Source organism: Mesorhizobium argentiipisi (SeqCode) (assembly GCF_037179585.1).
In the GTDB taxonomy this organism is placed as follows: domain Bacteria; phylum Pseudomonadota; class Alphaproteobacteria; order Rhizobiales; family Rhizobiaceae; genus Mesorhizobium; species Mesorhizobium argentiipisi.
The window spans coordinates 297,421-320,461 of the sequence record NZ_JAPYKO010000001.1; the positions used below are offsets into that span (position 1 = coordinate 297,421).

The window sequence follows — 23,041 nt, forward strand, 5'->3', positions numbered from 1 at the left end:
ATGGTCGAAAGCCGGATCCGCTTCCGCCATCTTCAGGCGTTTCTCGAAGTCGCGCGGCAAGGCAGCGTCGCGCGCGCGGCCGACTTCCTGCATGTCAGCGCGCCGGCCGTGACCAAGACCTTGCGTGAGCTCGAAGAAGCGCTCGGCGTCGCCGTGGTCGAGCGCGACGGGCGCGGTATTCGCATCACGCGTCTCGGCGAAATCTTCCTTGGACATGCTGGCTCGGCGATTTCGGCGCTGAAACGCGGCGTCGATTCCGTGCGCCAGGACGGCGCCCTCAATCGCGACCCGATCCGGATCGGCGCGCTGCCGACCGTGTCGGCGCGGGTGATGCCGCTCGCCATGAACCTGTTCCTCGAGGAAAACACCGGCGCCGCGCTCAAGATCGTCACCGGCGAGAATGCGGTGCTGCTCGAACAGCTGCGCGTCGGCGCGCTCGACCTCGTCGTCGGCCGGCTCGCGGCGCCGGAGCACATGACCGGCTTCTTCTTCGAGCATCTCTATTCGGAGCAGGTGCTGTTCGTGGTGCGCGCCGGACATCCGCTGGCCGAACCGGAGGCCGACATCTTCGCGCGGCTCGACGAATTTCCGGTCCTGATGCCGACGCGGGAATCCGTCATCCGGCCTTTCGTCGACCGGCTTTTCATAACCAACGGCATGACCGCGCCGGCGACGGAAATCGAAACGGTGTCCGATTCCTTCGGCCGCTCCTTCATGCGGCAGAGCAATGCCGTTTGGATCATCTCGGCCGGCGTCGTCGCCAATGAGATCGCCAGCGGCGCCTTCGTCGCCTTGCCCGTGGACACGGAAGAGACCAAAGGGCCGGTTGGCTTGACCATGCGCACCGACACCGCCCCCTCGCCGGCCTTCACCATCCTGTTGCAGACGATCCGGGAGGCGGCGCGGCACCACGCCTGACGATCGGCTTGTCGGTTCGAATTCCACTAACCCAGTGGTTAATGAAACACCGTAAAATATCATTTTACCGAACCAAACTGCTAGTGCAATGTGGCCTTCGGAGGATCGAAAGCCGTGCCGTCCGGCCGCAAACGGAAGACCCGTTTGCCGTCGTGTCGAACGGCGACTGAGGGAGGAGCACATGTCTCGCATCATCGGCAGCAAGCCCGCCATATCGGGCATTTCACGGCGCCAGTTCATCGCCACTTCGGTGGCGGGCGGCGCCGCACTGGCATTCGGCCGCGGCAGCGCCTTCGCGCAAACCGCCGACACGCTCAAGGTCGGCTTCGTCAGCCCTCGCACCGGCCCGCTCGCCGGATTCGGCGAGACCGACGGCTACGTGCTGGATCTTGCCCGCAAGGCTCTGGCCAACGGCATCGAGCTTGGCGGCAAGAAATACAGCGTCGAGATCCTCGACCAGGACACTCAGTCGGATCCGTCGCGTGCCGGCCAGTTGGCAAAAGACCTGATCAACAACAAGGCCATCGACCTGATGCTGGCCGTTTCCACGCCCGAGGTGATCAACCCGGTCGCCGATGCCTGCGAAGCAGCCGGCGTGCCTTGCCTGTCGACGGTCATGCCGTGGGAGGCCTGGTATTTCGGCCGCGGCGCCAAGCCGGGCGCGCCCTCGCCTTTCAAATGGACCTATCATTTCGGCTTCGGCGTCGGCGAATTCTTCAAGACCTACATTTCGCAGTGGAACCTGATCGAGACCAACAAGAAGGTCGGCGTCATGTATCCGAACGACGCCGACGGCAACGCCATCCGCGCCAACCTTGCGCCGCTTCTGGCCAAGCAGGGTTTCACGATCGTCGATCCCGGCGCCTACGAGACCGGCACCACCGACTATTCCTCGCAGATCGCGCTGTTCAAGCAGGAAGGCGTCGAGATCTTCAACTCCTTCCCGATCCCGCCCGACTTCGCCGCCTTCTGGCGCCAGGCGGCGCAGCAGGGCCTGACACGGCAGATCAAGATCGCCCAGGTCGCCAAGACCGGCCTGTTCCCCTCCGACATCGAGGCGCTCGGCGATCTCGGCACGAAAATTTCCAGCGCCGCCTATTGGCACAAGGCCTTCCCCTACAAGTCACCGCTGACCGGCGTCTCCGGCACCGAGCTTGCCGACGGTTACGAGGCGACGAGCGGCAAGCAGTGGACACAGCAGCTCGGCGCCTCGATGTCGCTGCTCGACGCCGGCTTCGAAGCCCTGAAGGCGAGCGCCAACGCCAAGGACAAGGCGGCGGTCGCCAAGGCGCTGAGCACGCTGAAGACCGAGACCATGATCGGCAAGGTCGACTTCACCAGCGGCCCGGTCGCCAATGTCTCGCCCGGCCCGATCATCGGCACGCAATGGGTGGCCGCGAAGGAAGGCTCGAAATTCCCGCTCGACTATGTCGTGACCGAGAACGCCACCGACCCGAACGTGCCGGTCGGGGCCAAGCTCCAGCCTTACAACGGCTGATCTGTCGAGGGACTGCATCGTGAACGCCACGCCCAACGGTGCGATCCTCAGCGCCGCCGGCATCCACAAGCGCTTCGGCGCGCTTGTGGTGCTCGACGACATCGACTTCGCCATGGGCACCGACGAGGCGGTTGGCATCGTCGGCCCCAACGGCGCCGGCAAGACCACGCTGCTCAGCGTACTCTCGGGCGCTTATCCGCCGAGCGCCGGAACGATTGCCTTCAAAGGCGATGACGTCACCGCCTTGCCGGCCACGCAGCGCTGCCGGCTGGGTCTGGTGCGCACCCATCAGGTGCCGAAACCCTTCGGCGGCATGACCGCTTTCGAGAATGTCTTCGTCGCCGCCTCGCATGGCGCCGGGCTCGGCCGCGACGAGGCCTATGAGGAAGCGCTCGGCTCGCTGAGACTGTGCGGCATGCTTGGCGTAGCCAACCGGCGCGCCGAGACGCTCGGCCTGCTCGACCGCAAGCGGCTGGAGCTCGCCCGCGCGCTCGCCGCGAAACCGGCCCTGCTTCTGCTCGACGAGATCGGCGGTGGCCTGACAGACGGCGAGGCCGGCGAACTCGTCGAGACCATCCGCGAATTGCGCCGCCGCAAGATCGGCATCGTCTGGATCGAGCACATCGTCCACATCTTGTTGCAGGTGGCCGAGCGGCTGATCTGCATGGATGCCGGAAAGATCATCGCCGACGGCGAGCCGCACGCGGTGATGGCCGACCCGCAGGTGATCAGCGCCTATCTCGGCGGAGGCCCGAAATGAGCCTGCTGTCGGTCGAGGATCTCGTTGTCCGGCATGGCTTGCTTCAAGCAGTGCGCGGCGTCAGCTTCGGCGTCGAACGCGGCGAGACGCTGGCGCTGGTCGGCGCCAATGGCGCGGGCAAGACGACATTGCTCAGGGCAATCGCCGGCGCGCATCAGGCAGCCTCCGGCCGCGTGGTCTTCGACGGCGCCGACCTTTCCGGCGTGCCTTCGCATGAACGTGTCCGCAAGGGCATCGCCCTGGTGCCCGAGGGCCGGCGGCTCTTCGTGCAGATGACGGTCGAGGAAAACCTCCTGCTTGGCCGCAGCGCCGGTCGTCCCGGCGAGTGGAGCGTCGAGCGTGTGCTCGAAACCTTCCCCAACCTCAAACCGCGCCGCCACGCCAAGGCCGGGCATCTCTCGGGCGGCGAGCAGCAGGCGACGGCGATCGGCCGCGCGCTGATGAGCAATCCCGACCTCCTCCTGCTCGACGAAGTCTCGCTCGGCCTGTCGCCGCTGGTCGTGGACCGCGTCTACGCCTCGCTGCAGGGGCTGATCAGTTCCGGCACGACGATCATCCTCGTCGAGCAGGATCTCAACCGCGCGCTCTCCGTCTCCAGCAAGGTCATCTGCATGCTGGAGGGCCGGATCGCGCTCGCCGGCGACAGCAAGACCGTTTCGCGCGACGAGGTGACCAAGGCCTATTTCGGCCTGCACCGGAAAGGCGCCACAGGCGTGCCGGCATGATGAACCAGATCGTCCAGGGCTTCCTGCTTGGCGGCTACTACGCGCTGATCGCCTGCGGCCTCTCCTTCATGTTCTCGGTGATGCGCATCATCAACCTTGCGCATGGCAGCCTCGCCGTGCTGTCGGCCTTCGCGCTATGGCTGCTCGCCTCGCGCTTCCACATCCCGCCCTTCCTCGGCTTGCTCATCGTGCTGCCGTTGATGGCCGCGATCGGCTGGGCCTTGCAGCGCTTCCTGCTCGAGTGCAGCGCGCGCGGTGGCGCGCTGCTGCCGATCCTCACCACCTTCGGTCTCGCCATCGTCATCGACAATGTGCTGTTCGAGCAGTTCGGCGCCGACACGCGCTCGCTGGCGCCTTTCATCGGCAGCCTGTCCTACGATTCCTGGGAATGGCCGGGCAGCATCTATGTCGGCAAGCTCGCGGTCATCATCTTCATCGCCGCCGTCGTCCTGCTCGGCGGACTGCAGTTGTTTCTGACCCGCACCGGACTCGGCCGCTCGATCCGTGCGACTTCGGAAGACCCTGATACAGCGGGGCTGGTCGGCGTCGATGCGCGCCGCGCCAACGCCATCGCCGCGGCGATCGCCATGGTCACCGTCGGTCTCGCTGGCGCCTTCCTCGGCATGCGCGCCACCTTCGATCCCTATGCCGGCGCCACGCAACTTCTGTTCGCCTTCGAGGCGGCCGTCATCGGCGGCGCCGGTTCGCTCTGGGGGACGCTGATCGGTGGCATCGTCCTGGCGCTCGCCCAGACGCTCGGCGCCAAGATACATCCGCAAGGTTTTCTCATCGGCGGCCATGTCGCTTTCCTGATCGTTCTGTTCATCCGCCTCTACACCTCCGGCCTCGGCATGCGCGGCTTGCTGCGCATCTCCACGGGGAAGGCATCATGAGCGCCGCCTCCCCTGTCATCGAGCGCGGCACCGCCGCCTCGCGCGTCGCCGGCATCGGCGTCGTTGCCATCATCCTGCTGCTCGCCATCGCGCCGCAGTTCCTGTCCGCCGGCGCCGTCGACCGCATGACCGCTTTGTTCATCTATGTGATCCTCGCCGCCATGTGGAACGCGCTCGCCGGCTTCGGCGGACTGGTGTCGGTCGGCCAGCAGGTGTTCTTCGGCCTCGGCGCCTATTTCGCAATCCGGCTCGCCAGTGCCGGACTCAATCCGTTCGTCTCGCTCTTTGTCTCGGCGGTCATTGTCGGCGCGGTGTCCTGGCCGATCTCGCTGTTCATGCTTCGCCTGAAGAATGGCGAATTCGCCATCGGCATGTGGGTGATCGCAGCACTCACCCACCTGCTCGTCAATCTCGACCGGCTGATCCAGGGCGAGACCGGCACGTCGGCGATCTCGCTCAACGTCTACGTGTCGACACGCAGGCTGACCATCTACTGGCTGGCGCTGGCGTCGATGACGGCGCTGCTTGCGATCCTGTTCAGCCTGTTGCGCGGCAGCACCGGTGCGGCCATCCGCGCCATCCGCGACAATGAGGATGCGGCAGCCTCCGTCGGCGTGCGCGTCACCGGCACCAAGCGGCTGCTCTTCGTGCTCGCCGCCTTCGGCATCGGTGTCGCCGGCGCGCTGTGGCTGGCGACCGCGATCACCTTCCAGCCAAAGACCTATTTCAGCGTGCAGTGGACGGCCTACATGATCTTCATGGTGCTGGTCGGCGGCATCGGCACCTTCGAGGGCGCAATCCTCGGCGCGCTGCTCTTCTTCCTCATCGAAACCTGGTTCGGCGGCACCGGCGTCTGGTACCTGATCGGGCTCGGCGCTACGGCGCTCGTCTTCTCGCTGCTCTTGCCGCGCGGCCTCTGGGGCACGCTCGAGGAGCGGTTTGGCTGGCGACTGCTGTCGGTCGGCTACCGAGTCAAGCTTTCCGCCGTGGCATCAAATCCGACCGGCGAGATTGCTTCGCCGCTGAAGACCACCACTTCTCGGGAGAAGGCATGAGCATCCTGTTCGGCAAGACGATCCTCATCACCGGCGTCGCCTCGGGTATCGGCGCCCGCACTGCGGAGCTGGCAGGCCAGCTTGGCGCCGATGTGATCGGCGTCGATTTGCGCGAGCCGACCGGCTACCAGGGCATCTTCGTCCAGGCCGACATCTCGTCCAAGGCCGGCGTCGACGATCTCGTCGCGCGGCTGCCGCAGCGTCTCGACGCGCTCTGCAACGTCGCCGGCCTCTCCGGCAACACTGGCGCCGCGCTGACGCTCGCCGTCAATTTCTACGGCCTGCGCACGCTTTCGGAAGCGATGGCGCCAAGACTTCGCGAGGGCGGCGCCATCGTCAATGTCGCCTCGATCGCGGGCTTGGGCTGGCGCGCCAATCTCAACCGCGCCACCTCGATGGTCAGCGTCGAAGGCTTTCCCGACGTCGCCAAGGTGATCGCCGACCACGCGGTGAAGAACGAGGAAGGCTATCCGGTCTCGAAGGAGCTCCTACTCCTGTGGACATTCCGCGCCGCGCATCAGGAGCTGTTCAGGAGCCGCGGCATCCGCGTCAATGCGGTCAGCCCGGGCCCGGTCGAGACGCCAATCCTGAAACAGTTCCGCACGGTGCTTGGCGATGCCCGCGTCGACAGCGATATCGCGCGAGTCGGCCGCGCCGGGACTTCGGGCGACATCGCGCCGGTCGTGCTGTTCCTGTGCTCCGACGGCGCGCGCTGGATCAACGGCGCCAATGTGCCGGTCGACGGCGGCCTCGAAGCATCTATAAACGCCGAAGTGCTCGGCTTCTGATACAATCTGCAACGCTTGATCACGAGCGAGGAGAGACCCGTGGACATCGGACTTCTGATCGACGGCGACGAGCGGGCGGCGACCGGCAAAGCCTCCTATGAGCGCCTGGACCCATTCACCGGTAAGCTCGCGACGCGCGCCGCGGCCGCAAGCATTGCCGACGCCAACGCGGCCGTCGATGCCGCTGCCGCTGCCTTCGATGCCTGGTCGAAGACCGGGCCTGGCGAGCGCCGCGCGCTGCTTTCCAAGGCAGCCGATGTGATGGCTTCAAAAGTCGGCGAGTTCACGAAATTGATGATGGAAGAGACCGGCGCCACAGGTCCCTGGGCCGGTTTCAACGTCATGCTCGCCTCGAACATGCTGCGCGAGGCGGCGGCGATGACCACGCAGATTTCCGGCGAGGTTATTCCGTCCGACAAGCCCGGCACGCTTGCCATGGCGATCCGCCAGCCGGCAGGCGTGTGCCTCGGCATCGCGCCATGGAACGCGCCGGTCATTCTCGGCACCCGTGCGCTTGCCATGCCGCTCGCCTGCGGCAACACGGTGGTGCTGAAGGCCTCTGAAATGTGCCCCGGCACGCACCGACTGATCGGCCAGGTGCTGGTCGAGGCCGGCCTCCCCAAGGGCGTGGTCAATGTCGTCACCAACGACCCGAAGGACGCGGCGGCAATCGTCGAGACGCTGATCGCACACCCGGCGGTGAAGCGTGTGAATTTCACCGGCTCGACCAAGGTCGGCCGCATCATCGCCGAGCTCTCCGGACGGCACCTCAAGCCGGCCCTGCTCGAGCTCGGCGGCAAGGCGCCGCTGGTCGTGCTCGACGACGCCGATATCGACGCAGCGGTCAATGCCGCGACCTTCGGCGCCTTCATGCATCAGGGCCAGATCTGCATGTCGACCGAGCGGCTGATCGTCGACGAAAAGATCGCCGACGAGTTTGTCACCAAGCTCGCCGCGCGCGCTTCGCAATTACCGGCCGGCGACCCGCGCGGGCATGTCGTTCTGGGTTCGCTGATTAGCAGCCAGGCAGCCGACAAAATGGAGGAGCTGATCGCCGACGCGACCGCGAAGGGCGCGAAGCTCGCGGCCGGTGGCAAGCGCGCCGGCACGGTCGTGGAAGCAACGCTTCTCGATCACGTGACGCCCGCCATGCGCGTCTATGCGGAAGAGTCCTTCGGCCCGGTGAAGCCGGTCATCCGCGTGAAAGGCGAGGACGAAGCGGTGCGTGTCGCCAACGACACCGAATACGGCCTGTCGTCGGCCGTCTTCAGCCGCGACATCCGCCGCGCCATGGCCGTTGCCGCGCGCATCCAGGCCGGCATCTGCCACATCAACGGCCCGACCGTCGGCGACGAGGCGCAGATGCCGTTCGGCGGCGTCAAGGGCTCGGGTTACGGCCGCTTCGGCGGCAAGGCCTCGATCGCCGAATTCACCGACCTGCGCTGGGTGACGATCGAGGATCCGGGCCAGCACTATCCCTTCTGACCAATCTGCCGCTACCCGAGCCTGTGAGGCTAGATGTTTGATCCCAGGCTTTGATGGGGCAGCGCACGTTCCCGCTGTCCGCTTGGATTTGATCGATCGCCCGGCACCGCGATAGACAGATGCGATCTTGACCGGCGTTAGTGTCGAAGTCGCCCACCTGCATGGTCCCGGTCGGCATCTGGAGGACCTAGGGTCAAACCGGCCGCGACTGACCGCGATCCTGGAGCAGATCGGCGGCCGCGCGGAAATGCTTCTGACGCCGTTCTGCCCGGCACAGTCCATGCCTGCCTCCGCGGGAGGGACTGTCAGACATCTCACCTTCGTGCCAGCCGGGGTACCTCTCTGGCAGTTTACCCGACAGTGCCACTACATCCGCTGGGTGGTCGTCGATTTCGATCTTCCTGAACTGGCGGTGCACTTCGGTGAAGCCTTCGAGTTTACATCCCGCCTTACGCCGCGTGTAATGTTCCACGACAACCGCCTCCTGGCTCTCGTCGAATTGCTGGCCGATGCCTGCATTCGCACCCACCCAGATGATCGCCTCTATGGAGATAGCCTCGCCCTGGCGATATCGTACTATCTGTTCGGCTTGAGACGGCAGGAGGAAAAACGGGGTGGACTTGCCCCCGCAAAGCTCCGCCGAGTGACCGTGCTCATGGGAGCAGAGTCTACCCAGAGCCATCCCTTTAAAGGACTTGGCCGATATGATCGGGCTTTCCGAGGGCTATTTTGCTCATGCTTTCAAGGTTTCTACAGGAATGTCGCCGCATCGATGGTATCTTGCCGCGAAGATACAAGAAGCACAAAAAGCGCTGCTTCAAACAAGCGACACGCTGGCTCAAGTGGCACTTGCCAACGGATTTGCCGATCAGAGCCATTTTACGCGTGCCTTCAGAACGATCACTGGCTACTCACCCGGGCTTGGCGCAGGAGCCATCCGGCACAGGAATCCGATTTTGCCGCTGCCTAAGGCGCGATACATCGCGCCTGGGCGTCCTAACTTGCTCGATCGCGTACCGATCAAACAATAAGGCCGTCCCGGTTAGACCGGGACGGTTATTGATTTATGATGAAAGTGGTTGCGGGGAGGCGCAGCGTTGTATCGTCCATAAGAAAAATAGGGCATCTGTGGGCCGCGGCGGCAGTGCCGGGCCGGGCGGCTTTGCGCCCCCAATCGGAAATAGAGGCACCCCTATGCTTTCCCGGAAACGGACATTTCACCGTGACTGGTGGCGATTGAGATAACGCTCGGCAAATACGATCGTGCCATCCTGGTTTGCGGCACCGGCATCGGCGTCTGTATCTCGGCTAACAAGGTGCCGGACATCCGCGCGGCGCTGACCCACGATACGTATTCGGCCGAACGCGCCGCGCTCTCCAACAACGCCCAGATCATCACCATGGGTGCGCGCGTGATCGGCACGGAACTGGCGAAAGCCATCGCCGATGCGTTCCTCAAGGAGACATTCGATCCGCAGGGCCGGTCGGCCGGCAATGTCGCCGCCATCGACCAGATCGACGCAAAGTACAACGCCCGATGAGCCCTTCGAGCGCCTGATCGAGGGCGTCAGAGCCTCGCTCGGCAGCGCCAGATCGAAGCCGTTCCGGAATCAGAGACAAAACCACCGGACCGTCATTGCCTATAAAGAGGAGTTAGGCGGCTTTCATGGCGTTGCAGATTTCTTCCACCAGCATGGCGGCCGAAATCGAGCCCGGGTCCGGGTGGCCCAAAGAACGCTCGCCGAGACGTGCGGCGCGGCCGACGGTTGCGACCATGTTGCGTGTCGCTTCTGCTCCCTGTCGGGCAGCCGCGATTATGGCATCGGCATTCTGACCATCGAGTGCGGCATCGGCGGCCGGTCCCCAGGCATCGAGCATCGTCTTCTGGCCGGGCTCCGCCTTGCCACGCTGGACGATGCCGTCGCGCATCGCCGCAATGATAGTCCGCAGTTCGCCATTCGGCATTGATCCGCGCGGACCTGCGGCCTTGCCGGCGCGCAGAAGGGCGGTCGCATAGAGTGGCCCTGAGGAGGCGCCGACTGCGTTGAGAAAACCTTTGGCGGCGGCATTGAAGACGTCCTGCAGCGTGCCCTCGGCAGCCTGGGCCGCATCGGCCGCGGCTTTCGTGCCTTGTTCCATGGCAATACCATGGTCGGCATCCCCAATGACCCCATCAAGGGCGCAGAGCCTGTCGCGCTCAGTTGCCATCCGCGCCGAGATGGTGCCGAAAAGAATTTTCAAATCCGCGGTCGTAAACTCCATCTCGCTCAACTCCGGAACATGGCGCAGTCGCAGGGATAGTCGATCATGCGCTGCAATTCGTCGTCGAGGTGCATGATGGTAATCGACGCGCCGGCCATGTCGAGCGACGTGCAGTAGGAGCCGACAAGCGTCTTGTGGACCGCCAGTCCGGCAGCCTTCAAGCGCTCCGCGATCCGCGCGTTCAGGATGTACAGTTCCATCAGCGGTGTTGCGCCGAGCGAGTTGACCAGAACAGCGACACGAGAGCCGGCCGGCGCCTCCATTTCCGCCAGGATCGCGTCCATGATTTCGTCGGCGACATCATTGGCCGAACGCAATGGCCCGCGCCGCACCCCCGGTTCGCCATGGATACCCATGCCGATTTCCATTTCGCCAAGCGGAAGATCAAAGCTCGGCTTCCGCGTCTGCGGCAGGGAACAGGACGAGAGCGCCACGCCCATGGTGAAGGTGCGGTCGTTGGCGTGCTTGGCGATCCGCTCCACCTCGTCCAGCGGCATCATCATGTCGGCGGCCGCGCCCGCGCACTTGAAGATGAACACGTTGCCGGCCACGCCGCGGCGCTTTTGCCTTTGGTCGCGCGGCGCCGACGCGATGTCGTCGGTGGTCAGCACCGTGCGCGCCTCGATGCCTTCCATCTCCAGCAGCTCTGCGGCCATGTCGAAGTTCATCACGTCGCCGGCATAGTTGCCATACATGAACAGGACGCCTGCACCGCCGCTCGCGGCCGTCGCCGCGTCGACTGCCGGCTGCGGAGGGGGTGAGGCGAAGACGTTGCCGATCGCTGCCGCATCCGCCAGTCCCTTGCCGACATAGCCCAGGAAGGTCGGCTCATGGCCTGAGCCGCCGCCGATCACCAGTGCGACTTTGCCGGTCCGCGGGCCATTCTTTGCAACGACTGCGCGCGGGGCGTTGTCAGGGCGCCAGAGATGCTCGGGATGGGCGGCCATGATACCGACCAGCATTTCGTCCACGGCCGCATTGCCGTCGTTGATCAGCTTCTGCGTGAGGCTCATTCGCGTCTCCCTGTATCATCTCCGATCGTGAGACTAGAGTGTTTCGCGACGACGGAGAAACGGTCTTCTTCTGGCCCAACAAGATCGCGAAGCATGAAGTCTATCGGGCGTTGTACTTTGCGTCGATCTGGTCGATGGCGGCGACATTGCCGGCCGACCGGCCCTGCGGATCGAATGTCTCCTTGAGGAACGCATCGGCGATGGCTTTCGCCAGTTCCGTGCCGATCACGCGCGCACCCATGGTGATGATCTGGGCGTTGTTGGAGAGCGCGGCGCGTTCGGCCGAATACGTATCGTGGGTCAGCGCCGCGCGGATGCCCGGCACCTTGTTAGCCGAGATACAGACGCCGATGCCGGTGCCGCAAACCAGGATGGCACGATCGTATTTGCCGGCCAGCAGATCGCTGGCGACCCGGTCTGATAGGTTGGCGTAGAATGGGTCGGCTCCGGCCTCGGTGCGCGACACCTCCGACACCTCGTGCCGGTCCTTAAGGTAGTCGGCGAGAACCTTCGCCAAGCCCTCGCCGGCGCTGTCTCCAGCCACTGCAAGTCTCATGGTCAACTCCTTCTATAATGTTTCGGCGCATCTGGACAGGATGTCGAGATACCCCTCGACCGCCCAGGCGGAGCGCCCGATGAACAGCCCGTCGATATGCGGGCATGCAATGAGTTCGGCGCAATTGCCGGGATTGACCGAACCGCCATAGAGACAAGGAACGCGGCGCCCGAGCACATCCTCGGCGGCAGCGACGATCTCCGCCTGGCGGGCGTCAGCATAGTCCGAGGCTGCCGCAATGCCGTTGATGCCGATCGCCCAGACCGGCTCGTAGGCGAAAAGGATCGGCGCGGTCTTCTGCGCCGCGCCGATCCTGGAGAGTGCGCCGCGCACCTGCCTGGCAAGCACCTCGCTGGCAAGGCCGGCCTCGCGCTCGGCCAATGTCTCGCCGATGCAGATCAGCGGGATGAGGCCGTGGCGCATCGCGGCTTCCGTCTTGAGGCCCACGGTTTCGTCGGTGTCGCCGAAATGCTCACGGCGCTCCGAATGGCCGAGCTCGACGATATCAAGGTTGCAATCCCGCAGCATCACCGGCGAGATCTCGCCGGTCCATGCCCCTTCGTCGGCCCAGTGCATGTTCTGCGCGCCAACCTTGACGGACGTATCCTTCAGCATCGCCTTGACCTCGCGCGCCGCCGTGAAGGGCGGGATGACGAAGCGCTGGACACGCGGGTCGCCTTCCGGATCGGCAAGCAGCCCGCCGGCGAAGGCGCGCGCCTCGGCCAGTGTCTTGTTCATTTTCCAGCTGGTCCCGATCCAGGCTTGCTTCGGCTGCGGCATGCGATGGTTCACTCCGTTGCGCCGACCAGGGCCCGGGCCGTCGGCTCGTCGGTGATAAGGCCCTTCAACCGCGCGCTCTTCAGCACCGCACGTACTGCTTCGATCTTCGTGGGACCGCCGGCGATGGCGATGATGCGGCTTTCTGCCGGCCCGTCCAGATCGACGGCGAGCGTGCGGGCGGTCAAGGTTGTCTCCAGCACCCGGCCGCGCGTGTCGAAAAAATGGCCGAGCATTTCGCCGACGCCACCGACGGCAGTGATCTCGGAGATTTCACGCGGCTCGATCATGCCGGTCGCCACAAGCTGGGCGCCGGCATCCGCTGTGCCGATGCCGACGAATTTCAGTCCCGCCCGGTTCGACATCTCGAATATCTCCCGCACGCCGCGCTGCGCCAGGAGTACTTCGCGGTCGTCTGCGGAATTGGCAAAAAAGGGGACCGGCATGACGTAGGCCTGTGCGCCGGTCTTTTCGGCGAGTCGGTGCATGACGTCGTGCGGATTGGCGGCATAGTTGCGGGTCAGGCCGCCGAGCAGCGAGACGAAGCGGACGCCGGCTGCCTCGAAGCGCGGCAACTGATGCACCGCGGCGGCGAGCGTGCGACCATGCCCGATACCGATGACCCTGTCTTCGCCGCGCTCCATCTCGCGACGCAGGAAACTGGCGCCCGCCAGCCCCAGCGCCCGCAGCGGCAAGCCTTCCTCGCCCAGATCCGGCGCAACCTCGCAGAAATCCAGTCCGAACCGATCGCAGAGCTGGTTCTCCAGCAGGACGCATTCGACGATAGCGCCGTCGATCGAGACTTTCACCGCGCCGTCGGCCACCGCCCGGGCGATCAGACGATGCGCCTTCACCGAAGGCAACCCGAGCCGCTTGGCCACCTCGGCCTGAGTGAGACCGCCTGCATAGTGCAGCCAGGCGGCGCGGATCGCGAGCGACCCTTCCGCGTCCAGTTTACCCGGTCGTTTCAAAACATGCAGTCCTTTATCGCGCGTTTGGGCGTCATCGGCAGCCGGCTCAGATATTCAGGCTTTGCACGCCGGTGTCGATATGCGGCGCCCAGAAAGCTATGCTCTCGGCGATCTGAGCGATGACCTGCCGATCCTCCGGCTCACGCTCCTTGAAACTCAGCTCCAGGCAGATCTCGTTCTCGACGGCGCCGCCTTCGGCCAAGGCCTGCAGCAGCGGCTTGGGTTGGATGCGGCCCCTGCTGTTGAACGCGGCGGTGAAGGGGCGGTGTCCACCCTTGTCCATAAGGCTTTGTTTGATATGGATGATCGGCGACACTTTGGGCACCGCGCGCGCCCAGGCATAGGGATCGTAATCATCCGGATCGGCACTGGTCACGTCGCCGTGGTCGATGTCCGCCATCATCCACATCGGCACCGCCATTTCGGCTTTGGTCAGCCTGTCCTGCAGCTTCAGGCATTCGGCGATCGTCTGGCCGAACTCGCGCCCGATGCTCATCGGTTCCCAGAAGACGTATCGCAGCCCGGCACCTTTGGCATGCTCCGCCACCTCTGCCCAGCAGTCGATGGCGATCCCGATCAGCTCCTCGCGCCGGGCCGGATCGTCATAATCCTTGAAGGTGAAGATGGCGAACTGGGTGCCGATGCAAACGCCGCCGAGGTCGGCGGTAATGTCGGCGAAAGTTTTGAACCAGTCGACATAGTATCGGCGAACATCGCGGTCGGGGTGGCCGAAATGGTTGAGCCGGCCGTACGGACCGGTCATGCCGCTGGTGACGCGGACGCCGGTGCGCCGCAGGGCCGCCGTCATCTGCCGGGTCAGCCGCCGGATCACGGGCGCTGGCCAGCTCGGATTGATGAACTCGTGCGTCAGCTGCAGGTCGCGCAGCCTGAGGTCGCGGGCGACCGTCTCGATCAGGTCGTCCGGCTCGGCAAAGCGGTTGACCAACGGGTTGGTGTTCAGCGAAAGTGTTAGCGCCATGGCGCGTGGGTCCGGAACGTGGTTGCGGGTCGAGGTCGCATCGGATTTCACGCGGCCTCGGCCAGGTGCTCGGCGTCAAACCACATGGCGAAGGCGCCTCGTTCGGCCTCGGTGAGATGCAGGTGGTGCTTGGTGCGCCGCAGCAGGATGTCGTCGGGCGTGCGCGCCCATTCCCTGGCGACGAGATAGCGCACCTCCGCCTCGTAGAGCAGGCCGCCGTGATGACGTCCAAGGCCATCTAGCCCGGCCGCGTCTTTGACGAGGTCCCTGGTGCGCGCACCGTAGAGCCGCCCATAGTGATGGACGAGATTGCGCGGCATCCACGGATAGGTCTCGCGCAGACCGTTGGCGAAGGTCTCGTAGTCGGCGTTGGGGATTTCGCCGCCGGGCAGCGGCGCGGTCTCGGTCCAGTCCCCGCCCATCTTCGGGAAAATATGCTTCAGCCGGTGCATACCGCGCTCGGCCAATTCGCGGAAAGTGGTGATCTTGCCGCCGAAGACGTTGAGCAGCGGCGCGCCGCCGCTCTCGTCGAGGTCGAAGACATAGTCGCGCGTCACGGCGGAGGGATTGCCCTTGCCGTCATCGAACAGCGGCCGCACGCCGGAGAAGGAGTAGAGCACGTCCTGGCGCCGCAGCTTCTCCTTGAAATAGCGGTTCACCGCCGCCAGCAAATAGTCGATCTCGGCCTCGTCGGCCCTGACGTCCTCGGCGCGGCCGTCATAGGCGATGTCGGTGGTTCCGATCAGCGCCATGTTCCCCTCATAGGGATTGATGAAGATGACGCGTTTGTCATGGTTCTGCACCAGATAGGCATTGGCGCCCTGCCAGAACTTAGGCACGATGATGTGGCTGCCTTTGACCAGGCGCACATTGCGCGACGAGTTCGATCCCGCGACTCGGCCGATGACGTCCGAAACCCACGGACCGGCGGCATTGACGAGACAGCGGGCGCGAAAGACGCGCGTTTCCCCCGTCATCGCGTTTCTCGTCGTCACCAACCAGGCGCCATTCTCACAGCGGGCTGAGACGGCAGGCGAGCGGGTGAGCACCTCGGCCCCGCGTTCGGCGGCGCCGACAGCGTTGAGCACCACCAGCCGCGAATCGTCCACCCAGCAGTCGGAATATTCGAAGCCGCGCGTATATTGGTCGAGCAACGGCGTTCCTTCCGGATCGCGCTCGAGGTCGAGTGTGCGCGTGCCGGGCAGCCGCTTTCGGCCGCCCAGATGGTCGTAAAGGAACAGGCCGAGCCGCAAGAGCCAGGCCGGCCGATCCTGCGGGCTGTGCGGCAGCACGAAGCGCATCGGCCAGATGATATGGGGCGCGGCCTTGAGTAGAACCTCGCGCTCGATCAGCGCCTCGCGCACCAGCCGGAACTCGTAATATTCGAGATAGCGCAGACCGCCATGCACGAGCTTGCCGGAGCGCGAGGACGTGCCCTCGGCAAGGTCGTCCTTTTCGCATAGCACGACCGACAGGCCGCGGCCTGCTGCGTCCCGCGCGATGCCGGCGCCGTTGATGCCGCCGCCGATGACGAAGAGGTCGACCGTTTTCGGCTCAGGCCCCATCCTATGCTCCTTGCGGCGTTTCGGCGGCAGCCGTGTTGCGGCGCTGGGCGGCGAGCATGTCCCAGGCTGGCCCCAGGGCATGGCGTGCCGCGCCGAATGCGGGAAACAACCCGTCATAGGCGCTCATCAGCGCCGGATCGGGCGCCTCGGCGGGCCCGAGTAGCGGCGTGACCCAATCGGCGATGCAGGCGCCCATGTCGGGGTAGGCGCCGATGGCGACCGCCGCCATCATCGCGCAGCCGGCGGCACCCGCCTCCTCGCGCGATGAGACGCGCACCGGCGCGTGAACCGCCGCCGACAGGATGCCGCGCAATCTTTGCGAGCGGGCCGCGCCGCCCGACAGCCGCAGCTCCGACGGCAGGTCGCCCATGGCAGCGTAGCAGTCGCGCATGGCAAGCCCCAGTCCCTCGATGACGGCACGCACCAAGCTCGGGTAGCGATGGTTGACAGACAGGCCGACGAAGCCGGCGCGGGCGTTGGCGTTGACGAACGGCCCGCGCTCGCCCGCCTCCGAAATATAGGGGTGATAGACGATCTGGCCGGGCTGGCTGTCGCCGAGCCAGTGATCGATGCGGGCGACCAGATCGCGATGACCGGCCTCCTGTCCGAATTCCTTCAGCACATCCGCGGCAAGACCGAGAACCCAGTCGATGTTGAGCGTGGTCGCCATGTTGGTCTGGACCTGCGTCACCAAATCCGGAACCGGGAGGGTGATGACGTAACCGGAGCCCTCCTTGTTGAGGTGCACGGCGCCCGTCGGCACGGCGCGCATGTGGACGCCGGTCGAGCCCACGATCGAGCAGGCGACATCCCCCTCGCCGCCGCAGACCCCGGCGCCGAGCGCGGTCATGACCATGTCGACATAACCGAGGCTGACGGGAGTGCCGGCTTTCAGTCCGGTCTCGGCCGCTGCGGCTGCCGTCAGCGGATGGGTCACCATGGTGCCGTCGATGATCTCGGGCAACAGCTTGCGCCGGCCGGAAAGGCCTAGCGCCTCGATGACGGCGTCGTCGTAGCGGCGGGTACGGAAATTGCCGAAGGTGAAACTTGATTCCGAAGGATCGGTGGCGCGCACGCCGGTCAGGTTCAGATAGAGCCAGTCCTTGCAGTGCAGCGCCACTTCGGCACGGTCGAGAAGCTCGGGCGCGTGGCGGTCCATATGGGCCATCTGACTGCCTTGCTGGCAGGTGTTGAGCCCGGTTCCCGTCGCCTCGAAACGGGCGCGGCCAAGCGGGCCGGCAGCCAAGCGCTCGACGGTGGGCGCTGCGCGGGCATCGAGCCACAGCCATGCGTCGGCGACCGGCGTGTCTTGCCGACCGACGAGCCAGGTGCCGTCGCCCTGCGCGGTCACCGCGAGCGCCGCGGTGCGCGCCACAAGGTTTTCAACCTTGTCGCCGAGCCCTCGAAGCGCAGCGGTGCAGTCGCGCCAAGTCTGGGAGAGCGACTGCGTCGCCGAACCGTCGGCGCCGGACGCGTACCGGTTCGGAACCGAAGCGGACGCGATCTGGCGGCCGTTCAGCTCGAAGGCGACCGCCTTGATCACCGACGTGCCGGAATCGATACCTATGATGACGTCAGCGCCGGCCACGGATCTCTCCGCTTCCGATGCGACCATGCCTGGATCGGCAACAGGGCAATGTCCGTCTCCTCCTGATTTTCCCGCCCGAAGCCACCGGCGAACGGGTGGCGGCGAAAGATACGCCGTTGCGCACTCCTCCGTACGGCGCCTACGCAGTTCATTCTAAGTTATCACGGAAATAACACAATGCATGATTTTTTTTGCAGACAACGAAAATTTTTTCAGCTACGCTGATATCAGTCAGGAGGAACTCGACGATCCGCCTTCCATCGTCTCCGGCAGGCGGACAGGAAAGCGGACAAACGGGCGACCGGATGCTTCAGGCTTGTTTTCAACTTGCGCTGCAGCACAGTACGGCGTGCGTAATAATGATATAAATCAATTGTTTATCTATGATAAATTGGCCGCCGCAGCATGTTTCTGCTATGCCTGCGAGATGGATCATCTCAATGATCGGCCATAGGATCAATCGAATGCGCGAGGCTGTTCCAGAGATGCCGGTTTGAAAATCGTATGGCTAAAAGCCCCTTTCGACGGGTCACTATCGGCACCGAAGCGGAATTCCGATCTATCATACTTGACGCAAAAGATAACACGAATATAACATAGAGGTGGAATGGACGTCGATGCAGCGGGAGGAAGACGCCGCATCGCCGGTCAAGGGTGGAGGAAATCGATGCAAGCAAGCGACCCGACCATGCCGTGTCACCATCCGGCGGCAGGCCTGCGTCATGCATCCGCGACCATCGTTGCATCGGCCCCTGCCCGCGTCGTTTCATCGTCGGCAAGGCTCTGAATGATGAATGCCATGTCGACCCCGAAGGCCCCGGCCGCGCCACGCCGCAGTCTCACGATCGCGATCGGTCTCGGCGTCGTGGTCCTTGCCGCGATCGCGCTCGACACGAAGGTGGTCCGGATCGGATCGTCTGCCGACGTCGGCCAGGAGGCGTTTTCGCCCGACCGGTTCGGCGAAAAGGAGTTCCCGCGCATTCAGGCCTTCGTCGTCGAGCACGCCGTCAACGCCGCGACCTTCGGACCGGCGGTGATGGCCGACAAGAACGCGGCCGCCAAGCAATACGGAACCGCCTCGTCGACCGGCGCGATCATCCCGATCAGGTTGACGGCGGTGGCGGGCGAAGCGAAATCCGGCGTCTACGAGCTCAAGGCCGACGGCGTACCGGCCGACATCCATATTCGGGTGCAGGCCGGCCCGGCCATCAACGGCACCGATCTGCGCGATGCGACGGGTGACATCGTCTTCGGCAAGTTCAAGAACCAGATCGAATACCAGGACGCCGGCTCCGGCATCAACCGCGCCATGAAGAAGGCGACCCTCGACGCTATCGACACCGCCGGCCTCTCCGGCAAGACGCTGGAGATCTTCGGCGTCTTCCGCCTCATCAACCCTAAGAACTGGCTGATCACGCCGGTGAAAGTCACCGTCAAATGAGCGACGCCGCGACCTCCCGGCCGGCTGGCGAAGTGGTTCTGGCGGCGCGCAACATCGCCAAGTCCTACAACGGCGTGAGGGCGCTGAAAGGCGTCAATTTCGACATCCACCGCGGTCAAGTGACGACGCTGTTCGGCGAGAACGGCGCCGGCAAGTCGACGCTGATGAAGATCCTCTCCGGCGTGGTGCAGCCGACCTCCGGCGAGATCGTTCTCGACGGCCAGCCCATCGTGTTTTCCTCCTCCACCGACGCGCGGAACCACGGCATCTCGATCATTCATCAGGAGCTTAGCCTCGCGCCCAATCTGTCGGTTCGCGACAACATCTTCATGGGGCGCGAGATCACCGGCCCGACCGGCGTCAACTACGCCGAGGAGGAACACCAGGTCCGCAGGCTGCTGGCGGAGCTCGAGGAGGACATCGATCCACTCACCCCTGTCGAGGAACTGCGCCTCGGACAGCAGCAGATCGTCGAGATCGCCCGCGCGCTTTCGGTCGACAGCCGTATCCTCATCATGGACGAACCGACATCGGCGCTTTCCGCCACCGAGGTCGAGGTGCTCTTCAACGTGATCCGCGACCTGACCGCCAAGGGTGTGTCGATCGTCTACATCTCGCATCATCTGGAGGAGGCGCTGCAGATCACCGATCATGCCGTGGTGCTGCGGGACGGCAACATGACCGCCTACGCGCCGCGCGCCGATATCGATCTCGAATGGATCGTGCGCAACATGGTCGGCGAGAACTATGATCTGGGCAGTCCGCCGACCGGCCATGATTTCGGTCCGGTCATGCTCTCGATCCGCGAACTGACCGTGCCGGATCCGGCCGGCGGCGGCTACAACGTCGTCGATCGCATGTCGCTCGACGTCAGGGCCGGCGAGATCGTCTGCATCTATGGCCTGATGGGGGCCGGCAGGACGGAACTGCTCGAGACCGTCGCCGGTAAGCTGAGTGCGACGTCCGGCGAGATCGTGCTCGAGGGCAAAGAGATTTCCCACCTCCCCATCGGCGAGCGCATCTCCCGCGGCCTTGCGCTCGTGCCCGAGGATCGCCAGCGCTACGGTCTCGTCCAGACGATGTCGGTCGGGCAGAATCTTTCGCTCGCCTCGATCATGGAATTCACGCGCGGGATCTTCACCTCAGTCAAGCTCGAGCGGGCGCTGGTCCAGAAATCGATCCGGGACGTGACGGTCAAGACCGATGGACCGGACGTGCCGATCGGGTCGCTGTCCGGCGGCAACCAGCAGAAGGTGGTCATCGGCAAGATGCTCGCCACCGATCCTAAGGTCATCCTGCTGGATGAACCCAGCCGCGGCATCGACATCGGCGCCAAGGCCGAGGTGTTCCGGATCCTGGCTCACCACGCGGCGGCCGGGCAGGCCGTCGTGTTCACGACATCGGAAGTCAACGAATGCCTGTCGATCGCCCACCGCATCATCATCATGCGGCGCGGGCGGATCTCAGCCGAGTTCACTTCGGACATCACCAAGGAAAAGATCATGGCCGCCTCGGGCGAGGCCGTGGCGGCCTGAGCGGAGCACGGGAAAGAACAATGACGCAACCGAGCGCCAATGGCATCTCTTCCCCGGCCGCGGCCGTGAGGGGGACGACAATCAGCCCTATCAAGCTCTTGCTGAAGGGCCGCGCCTTCTTCGCGCTGATCGCCATCATCATCGTCTTCTCGTTTCTGTCGCCGAACTACCTCACCGTCTCAAACCTGCTGATCATGTCTTCGCATGTCGCCATCTACGGCATCCTGGCGATCGGCATGCTGGTGGTGATCCTGAGTGGCGGCATCGACCTGTCGGTGGGCTCGATCCTGGCGCTGTGCGGCGTGGTTGCCGGCGCGCTGATGCAGGGTGTCGAACTGACGCCGCTCGGTGTCATCCTGTTTCCACCTGTATGGGCGGTGGTCGTGCTGACCTGCGCGCTCGGCGCCTTGCTCGGCGCGCTCAACGGCATCCTCATCGCCTGGTTCAGGGTGCCCGCCTTCGTCACCACGCTGGGCGTCATGTACATGGCGCGCGGCATCGCGCTGCTGCAGACCAACGGCCTCACTTACAACAACCTCGCCGGCCGGCCGGAGCTCGGCAACACCGGTTTCGACTGGCTGGGCTTCAACCGGCTATTCGGGGTGCCGATCAGTGTGCTGGTCCTGGCCGCCCTCGCCGTGCTGACCGGGCTGATGCTCAGCCGCTCCTCCTTCGGCCGCTGGCTCTATGCCGCGGGCGGCAACGAGAACGCAGCCGATCTGTCGGGCGTGCCTGTCAAGCGGGTCAAGATCACGGTTTACACACTCTCCGGGATCCTGTCGGCCATCGCCGGCCTGGTGCTCTCTTCGCAGTTGACGTCGGCCGGGCCGACCGCCGGCACCACCTACGAGCTGACCGCGATCGCGGCGGTCGTCATCGGCGGCGCCGCGCTGACCGGCGGCCGCGGCACGGTGCGCGGCACCATGCTGGGTGCCTTCGTCATCGGCTTTCTTTCGGACGGCCTCGTGATCATCGGCGTGTCTTCCTACTGGCAGACCGTCTTCACCGGCGCCGTCATCGTGCTCGCAGTGCTCATGAACACCATCCAATACGGGGCCCGCGGCATCCGACAGTGACGCCGCGCCCCGCCAAAGAGCTTCTCCGGGACCGCAAGGAGACTGTGCCGGAAAGAAGGCCGAGACAAATCGGCAACCGCAATCCGAAACCGCAATCTGTAGAGGGAGTGAGAGAAATGATCGATAAGACCAGAAGGATCCTGTTGGTCGCGGCCGCGGCGCTGCCGTTGATGGCAAGCCAATCCTGGGCGGCCGGCTTGATAAGCATCATCGTGACCGATCCGGCCAATCCCTATTGGCTCACCGAAGGCCAGGTCGCCAAGGCCACGGCCGAGAGCCTCGGCTACACCGCCAATGTCAGCGCCCACAAGGGCGACACCAACACCGAAAGCACGATGATCGACACCGCCATCACCAACAAGTCAGTGGCGATCATCCTCGACCCGGCCAATGCCGACGGTTCGATCGGCGCGGTCAAGAAGGCAATCGCCGCCAACATCCCGGTCTTCCTGGTCAACGCCGAGATCAACCAGGACGGTCTCGCCAAGGCGCAGCTCGTCTCCAACAACGCCCAGGGCGCCGCGATCGGCGCGCAGCAGTGGGTCGAGGCGATCGGTGACAAGGGCAACTATGTCGAGCTGTTCGGCAACCCGGCCGACAACAACGCGGCGACGCGCTCGAACGGCTACGAAACCGTGCTCACCCAGTATCCGGATCTCAAGAAGGTCGGCAAGGAAGTGGCCAACTGGGACCGCACCCAGGGCTACCAGAAAATGCAGTCGCTGCTGCAGGCCCATCCCGACATCGTCGGCGTCATTTCCGGCAATGACGAGATGGCCCTCGGCGCCATAGCGGCGCTGAAAGAAGCCGGCAAGCTCTCCCAGGTGAAGGTCGGCGGCTTCGACGGCTCGCCGGACGCGGTCGCGGCCGTCAAGGCGGGCGAGATGCAGTACACGGTGCTGCAGCCGGTGGCGGTCTTCTCGGCCGAAGCCGTGAAGCAGGCCGACAAGTTCATCAAGACCGGCTCCACAGGTGCTGCCTCCGAGAAGCAGCTTTTCGACTGCGCCCTGATCACCAAGGACAATGTCGACAAGTACGCCGGGCCGTTCACGCTCTCCCAGTGAACCTCCGGACTGGGGCGCGCGGCGTTGCGCGCCCTTTTTCCTGCCGCGCAAAGGCATTCGATGCGCAAAACCCTGCCCGCCCCCGAGGTGTC

General features: G+C 64.8%; 24 protein-coding genes. 15 read left to right on the forward strand and 9 right to left on the reverse strand.

All coding sequences use genetic code 11. The annotated features are described in order from the left end of the window. From pcaQ to O7A05_RS01320, 8 genes are all read left to right on the forward strand, one after another. Positions 1–918: a pca operon transcription factor PcaQ gene (pcaQ, locus tag O7A05_RS01285; RefSeq protein WP_337091140.1), complete on the forward strand. Its 918-nt coding sequence runs from the start codon at positions 1–3 to the stop codon at positions 916–918. A 181-nt stretch (positions 919–1,099) separates the two neighbouring features. Continuing rightward, a complete protein-coding gene (locus tag O7A05_RS01290; RefSeq protein WP_337091142.1) occupies positions 1,100–2,416 on the forward strand; it encodes an ABC transporter substrate-binding protein in 1,317 nt (438 codons plus the stop codon). 85 nt (positions 2,417–2,501) lie between these two features. Further along, entirely contained in the window at positions 2,502–3,176 is a 675-nt protein-coding gene (locus tag O7A05_RS01295) for an ABC transporter ATP-binding protein (protein WP_337091427.1), read from the forward strand. Continuing rightward, the gene (locus tag O7A05_RS01300) at positions 3,173–3,901 is read left to right on the forward strand and encodes an ABC transporter ATP-binding protein (protein WP_337091144.1); all 729 of its coding nucleotides are present in this window, start codon (positions 3,173–3,175) and stop codon (positions 3,899–3,901) included. The genes O7A05_RS01295 and O7A05_RS01300 overlap by 4 nt, the downstream gene beginning before the upstream one ends. Then, entirely contained in the window at positions 3,898–4,794 is an 897-nt protein-coding gene (locus O7A05_RS01305; RefSeq protein ID WP_337091146.1) for a branched-chain amino acid ABC transporter permease, read from the forward strand. Before O7A05_RS01300 ends, O7A05_RS01305 begins: the two co-directional genes overlap by 4 nt. Continuing rightward, entirely contained in the window at positions 4,791–5,849 is a 1,059-nt protein-coding gene (locus O7A05_RS01310) for a branched-chain amino acid ABC transporter permease (RefSeq protein WP_337091148.1), read from the forward strand. Before O7A05_RS01305 ends, O7A05_RS01310 begins: the two co-directional genes overlap by 4 nt. A gap of 2 nt (positions 5,850–5,851) precedes the next feature. Continuing rightward, a complete protein-coding gene (locus O7A05_RS01315; protein ID WP_337091428.1) occupies positions 5,852–6,637 on the forward strand; it encodes a coniferyl-alcohol dehydrogenase in 786 nt (261 codons plus the stop codon). Between the two features lie 39 nt (positions 6,638–6,676). Beyond that, positions 6,677–8,122, forward strand: coding sequence for an aldehyde dehydrogenase (locus O7A05_RS01320; RefSeq protein ID WP_337091149.1), 1,446 nt, complete (start codon positions 6,677–6,679; stop codon positions 8,120–8,122). Positions 8,123–8,315: 193 nt separating this feature from the next. Here O7A05_RS01320 and O7A05_RS01325 read toward each other — a convergent pair whose 3' ends face one another. Further along, positions 8,316–8,651, reverse strand: a complete 336-nt coding sequence (locus tag O7A05_RS01325) for a hypothetical protein (RefSeq protein WP_337091150.1) — start codon at positions 8,649–8,651, stop codon at positions 8,316–8,318. Positions 8,652–8,802: 151 nt separating this feature from the next. Here O7A05_RS01325 and O7A05_RS01330 point away from each other — a divergent pair, with 151 nt between their 5' ends. Then, positions 8,803–9,153: a helix-turn-helix transcriptional regulator gene (locus O7A05_RS01330; RefSeq protein WP_337091430.1), complete on the forward strand. Its 351-nt coding sequence runs from the start codon at positions 8,803–8,805 to the stop codon at positions 9,151–9,153. 195 nt (positions 9,154–9,348) lie between these two features. Continuing rightward, positions 9,349–9,663 carry an RpiB/LacA/LacB family sugar-phosphate isomerase gene (locus O7A05_RS01335; RefSeq protein ID WP_337091431.1) on the forward strand — a complete coding sequence of 105 codons (315 nt, stop codon included), beginning with the start codon at positions 9,349–9,351 and terminating at the stop codon, positions 9,661–9,663. A gap of 112 nt (positions 9,664–9,775) precedes the next feature. Here the strand turns inward: O7A05_RS01335 and dhaL are convergent, their stop codons facing one another. The 8 genes from dhaL to O7A05_RS01375 all read right to left on the reverse strand — a co-directional run bounded on the left by dhaL (position 9,776) and on the right by O7A05_RS01375 (position 17,833). Continuing rightward, positions 9,776–10,384, reverse strand: a complete 609-nt coding sequence (gene dhaL, locus O7A05_RS01340) for a dihydroxyacetone kinase subunit DhaL (RefSeq protein WP_337091152.1) — start codon at positions 10,382–10,384, stop codon at positions 9,776–9,778. Positions 10,385–10,389: 5 nt separating this feature from the next. Beyond that, complete coding sequence (locus tag O7A05_RS01345; RefSeq protein WP_337091153.1) at positions 10,390–11,397, reverse strand: dihydroxyacetone kinase subunit DhaK; 1,008 nt, start codon at positions 11,395–11,397, stop codon at positions 10,390–10,392. 100 nt (positions 11,398–11,497) lie between these two features. Next, positions 11,498–11,953: a D-erythrulose-4-phosphate isomerase gene (gene derI, locus O7A05_RS01350; RefSeq protein ID WP_337091154.1), complete on the reverse strand. Its 456-nt coding sequence runs from the start codon at positions 11,951–11,953 to the stop codon at positions 11,498–11,500. Positions 11,954–11,965: 12 nt separating this feature from the next. Beyond that, positions 11,966–12,733, reverse strand: a complete 768-nt coding sequence (locus tag O7A05_RS01355; RefSeq protein ID WP_337091156.1) for a triose-phosphate isomerase — start codon at positions 12,731–12,733, stop codon at positions 11,966–11,968. Positions 12,734–12,741: 8 nt separating this feature from the next. Next, positions 12,742–13,683, reverse strand: a complete 942-nt coding sequence (locus O7A05_RS01360) for a sugar-binding transcriptional regulator (protein ID WP_224517383.1) — start codon at positions 13,681–13,683, stop codon at positions 12,742–12,744. Between the two features lie 64 nt (positions 13,684–13,747). Continuing rightward, positions 13,748–14,680, reverse strand: coding sequence for a sugar phosphate isomerase/epimerase family protein (locus O7A05_RS01365; RefSeq protein WP_337091433.1), 933 nt, complete (start codon positions 14,678–14,680; stop codon positions 13,748–13,750). 47 nt (positions 14,681–14,727) lie between these two features. Further along, on the reverse strand, positions 14,728–16,245 hold the full coding sequence (locus O7A05_RS01370) for a glycerol-3-phosphate dehydrogenase (RefSeq protein WP_337091157.1): 1,518 nt from the start codon (positions 16,243–16,245) through the stop codon (positions 14,728–14,730). Position 16,246: 1 nt separating this feature from the next. Continuing rightward, positions 16,247–17,833 (reverse strand): FGGY-family carbohydrate kinase, encoded by a 1,587-nt coding sequence (locus O7A05_RS01375; RefSeq protein ID WP_337091158.1) that lies wholly within the window; start codon positions 17,831–17,833, stop codon positions 16,247–16,249. A 181-nt stretch (positions 17,834–18,014) separates the two neighbouring features. On the opposite strand from O7A05_RS01375, the gene O7A05_RS01380 reads away from it, so the two are divergent. From O7A05_RS01380 to O7A05_RS01400, 5 genes are all read left to right on the forward strand, one after another. Beyond that, a complete protein-coding gene (locus O7A05_RS01380; RefSeq protein WP_337091159.1) occupies positions 18,015–18,287 on the forward strand; it encodes a hypothetical protein in 273 nt (90 codons plus the stop codon). 336 nt (positions 18,288–18,623) lie between these two features. Continuing rightward, the gene (locus tag O7A05_RS01385) at positions 18,624–19,274 is read left to right on the forward strand and encodes a DUF2291 family protein (RefSeq protein ID WP_140755045.1); all 651 of its coding nucleotides are present in this window, start codon (positions 18,624–18,626) and stop codon (positions 19,272–19,274) included. Next, complete coding sequence (locus tag O7A05_RS01390; protein ID WP_337091160.1) at positions 19,271–20,809, forward strand: sugar ABC transporter ATP-binding protein; 1,539 nt, start codon at positions 19,271–19,273, stop codon at positions 20,807–20,809. Before O7A05_RS01385 ends, O7A05_RS01390 begins: the two co-directional genes overlap by 4 nt. Before the next feature lie 20 nt (positions 20,810–20,829). Beyond that, complete coding sequence (locus O7A05_RS01395) at positions 20,830–21,885, forward strand: ABC transporter permease (protein ID WP_337091161.1); 1,056 nt, start codon at positions 20,830–20,832, stop codon at positions 21,883–21,885. Between the two features lie 116 nt (positions 21,886–22,001). Then, positions 22,002–22,949, forward strand: coding sequence for a D-ribose ABC transporter substrate-binding protein (locus tag O7A05_RS01400; protein WP_337091162.1), 948 nt, complete (start codon positions 22,002–22,004; stop codon positions 22,947–22,949). Positions 22,950–23,041 lie beyond the last annotated feature (92 nt).

What these genes read in the sequence shown, in the direction of transcription:
- O7A05_RS01310 (WP_337091148.1), top strand. Translation starts at nt 4,791, where the DNA reads ATGAGCGCCGCCTCCCCTGTCATCGAGCGCGGCACCGCCGCCTCGCGC.
- O7A05_RS01380 (WP_337091159.1), top strand. Translation starts at nt 18,015, where the DNA reads ATGATTTTTTTTGCAGACAACGAAAATTTTTTCAGCTACGCTGATATC.
- O7A05_RS01355 (WP_337091156.1), bottom strand. Translation starts at nt 12,733, where the DNA reads ATGCCGCAGCCGAAGCAAGCCTGGATCGGGACCAGCTGGAAAATGAAC.
- O7A05_RS01385 (WP_140755045.1), top strand. Translation starts at nt 18,624, where the DNA reads ATGAATGCCATGTCGACCCCGAAGGCCCCGGCCGCGCCACGCCGCAGT.
- O7A05_RS01390 (WP_337091160.1), top strand. Translation starts at nt 19,271, where the DNA reads ATGAGCGACGCCGCGACCTCCCGGCCGGCTGGCGAAGTGGTTCTGGCG.
- O7A05_RS01305 (WP_337091146.1), top strand. Translation starts at nt 3,898, where the DNA reads ATGATGAACCAGATCGTCCAGGGCTTCCTGCTTGGCGGCTACTACGCG.
- O7A05_RS01300 (WP_337091144.1), top strand. Translation starts at nt 3,173, where the DNA reads ATGAGCCTGCTGTCGGTCGAGGATCTCGTTGTCCGGCATGGCTTGCTT.
- O7A05_RS01365 (WP_337091433.1), bottom strand. Translation starts at nt 14,680, where the DNA reads ATGGCGCTAACACTTTCGCTGAACACCAACCCGTTGGTCAACCGCTTT.
- derI (WP_337091154.1), bottom strand. Translation starts at nt 11,953, where the DNA reads ATGAGACTTGCAGTGGCTGGAGACAGCGCCGGCGAGGGCTTGGCGAAG.
- O7A05_RS01395 (WP_337091161.1), top strand. Translation starts at nt 20,830, where the DNA reads ATGACGCAACCGAGCGCCAATGGCATCTCTTCCCCGGCCGCGGCCGTG.
- O7A05_RS01290 (WP_337091142.1), top strand. Translation starts at nt 1,100, where the DNA reads ATGTCTCGCATCATCGGCAGCAAGCCCGCCATATCGGGCATTTCACGG.
- pcaQ (WP_337091140.1), top strand. Translation starts at nt 1, where the DNA reads ATGGTCGAAAGCCGGATCCGCTTCCGCCATCTTCAGGCGTTTCTCGAA.
- O7A05_RS01345 (WP_337091153.1), bottom strand. Translation starts at nt 11,397, where the DNA reads ATGAGCCTCACGCAGAAGCTGATCAACGACGGCAATGCGGCCGTGGAC.
- dhaL (WP_337091152.1), bottom strand. Translation starts at nt 10,384, where the DNA reads ATGGAGTTTACGACCGCGGATTTGAAAATTCTTTTCGGCACCATCTCG.
- O7A05_RS01370 (WP_337091157.1), bottom strand. Translation starts at nt 16,245, where the DNA reads ATGGGGCCTGAGCCGAAAACGGTCGACCTCTTCGTCATCGGCGGCGGC.
- O7A05_RS01400 (WP_337091162.1), top strand. Translation starts at nt 22,002, where the DNA reads ATGATCGATAAGACCAGAAGGATCCTGTTGGTCGCGGCCGCGGCGCTG.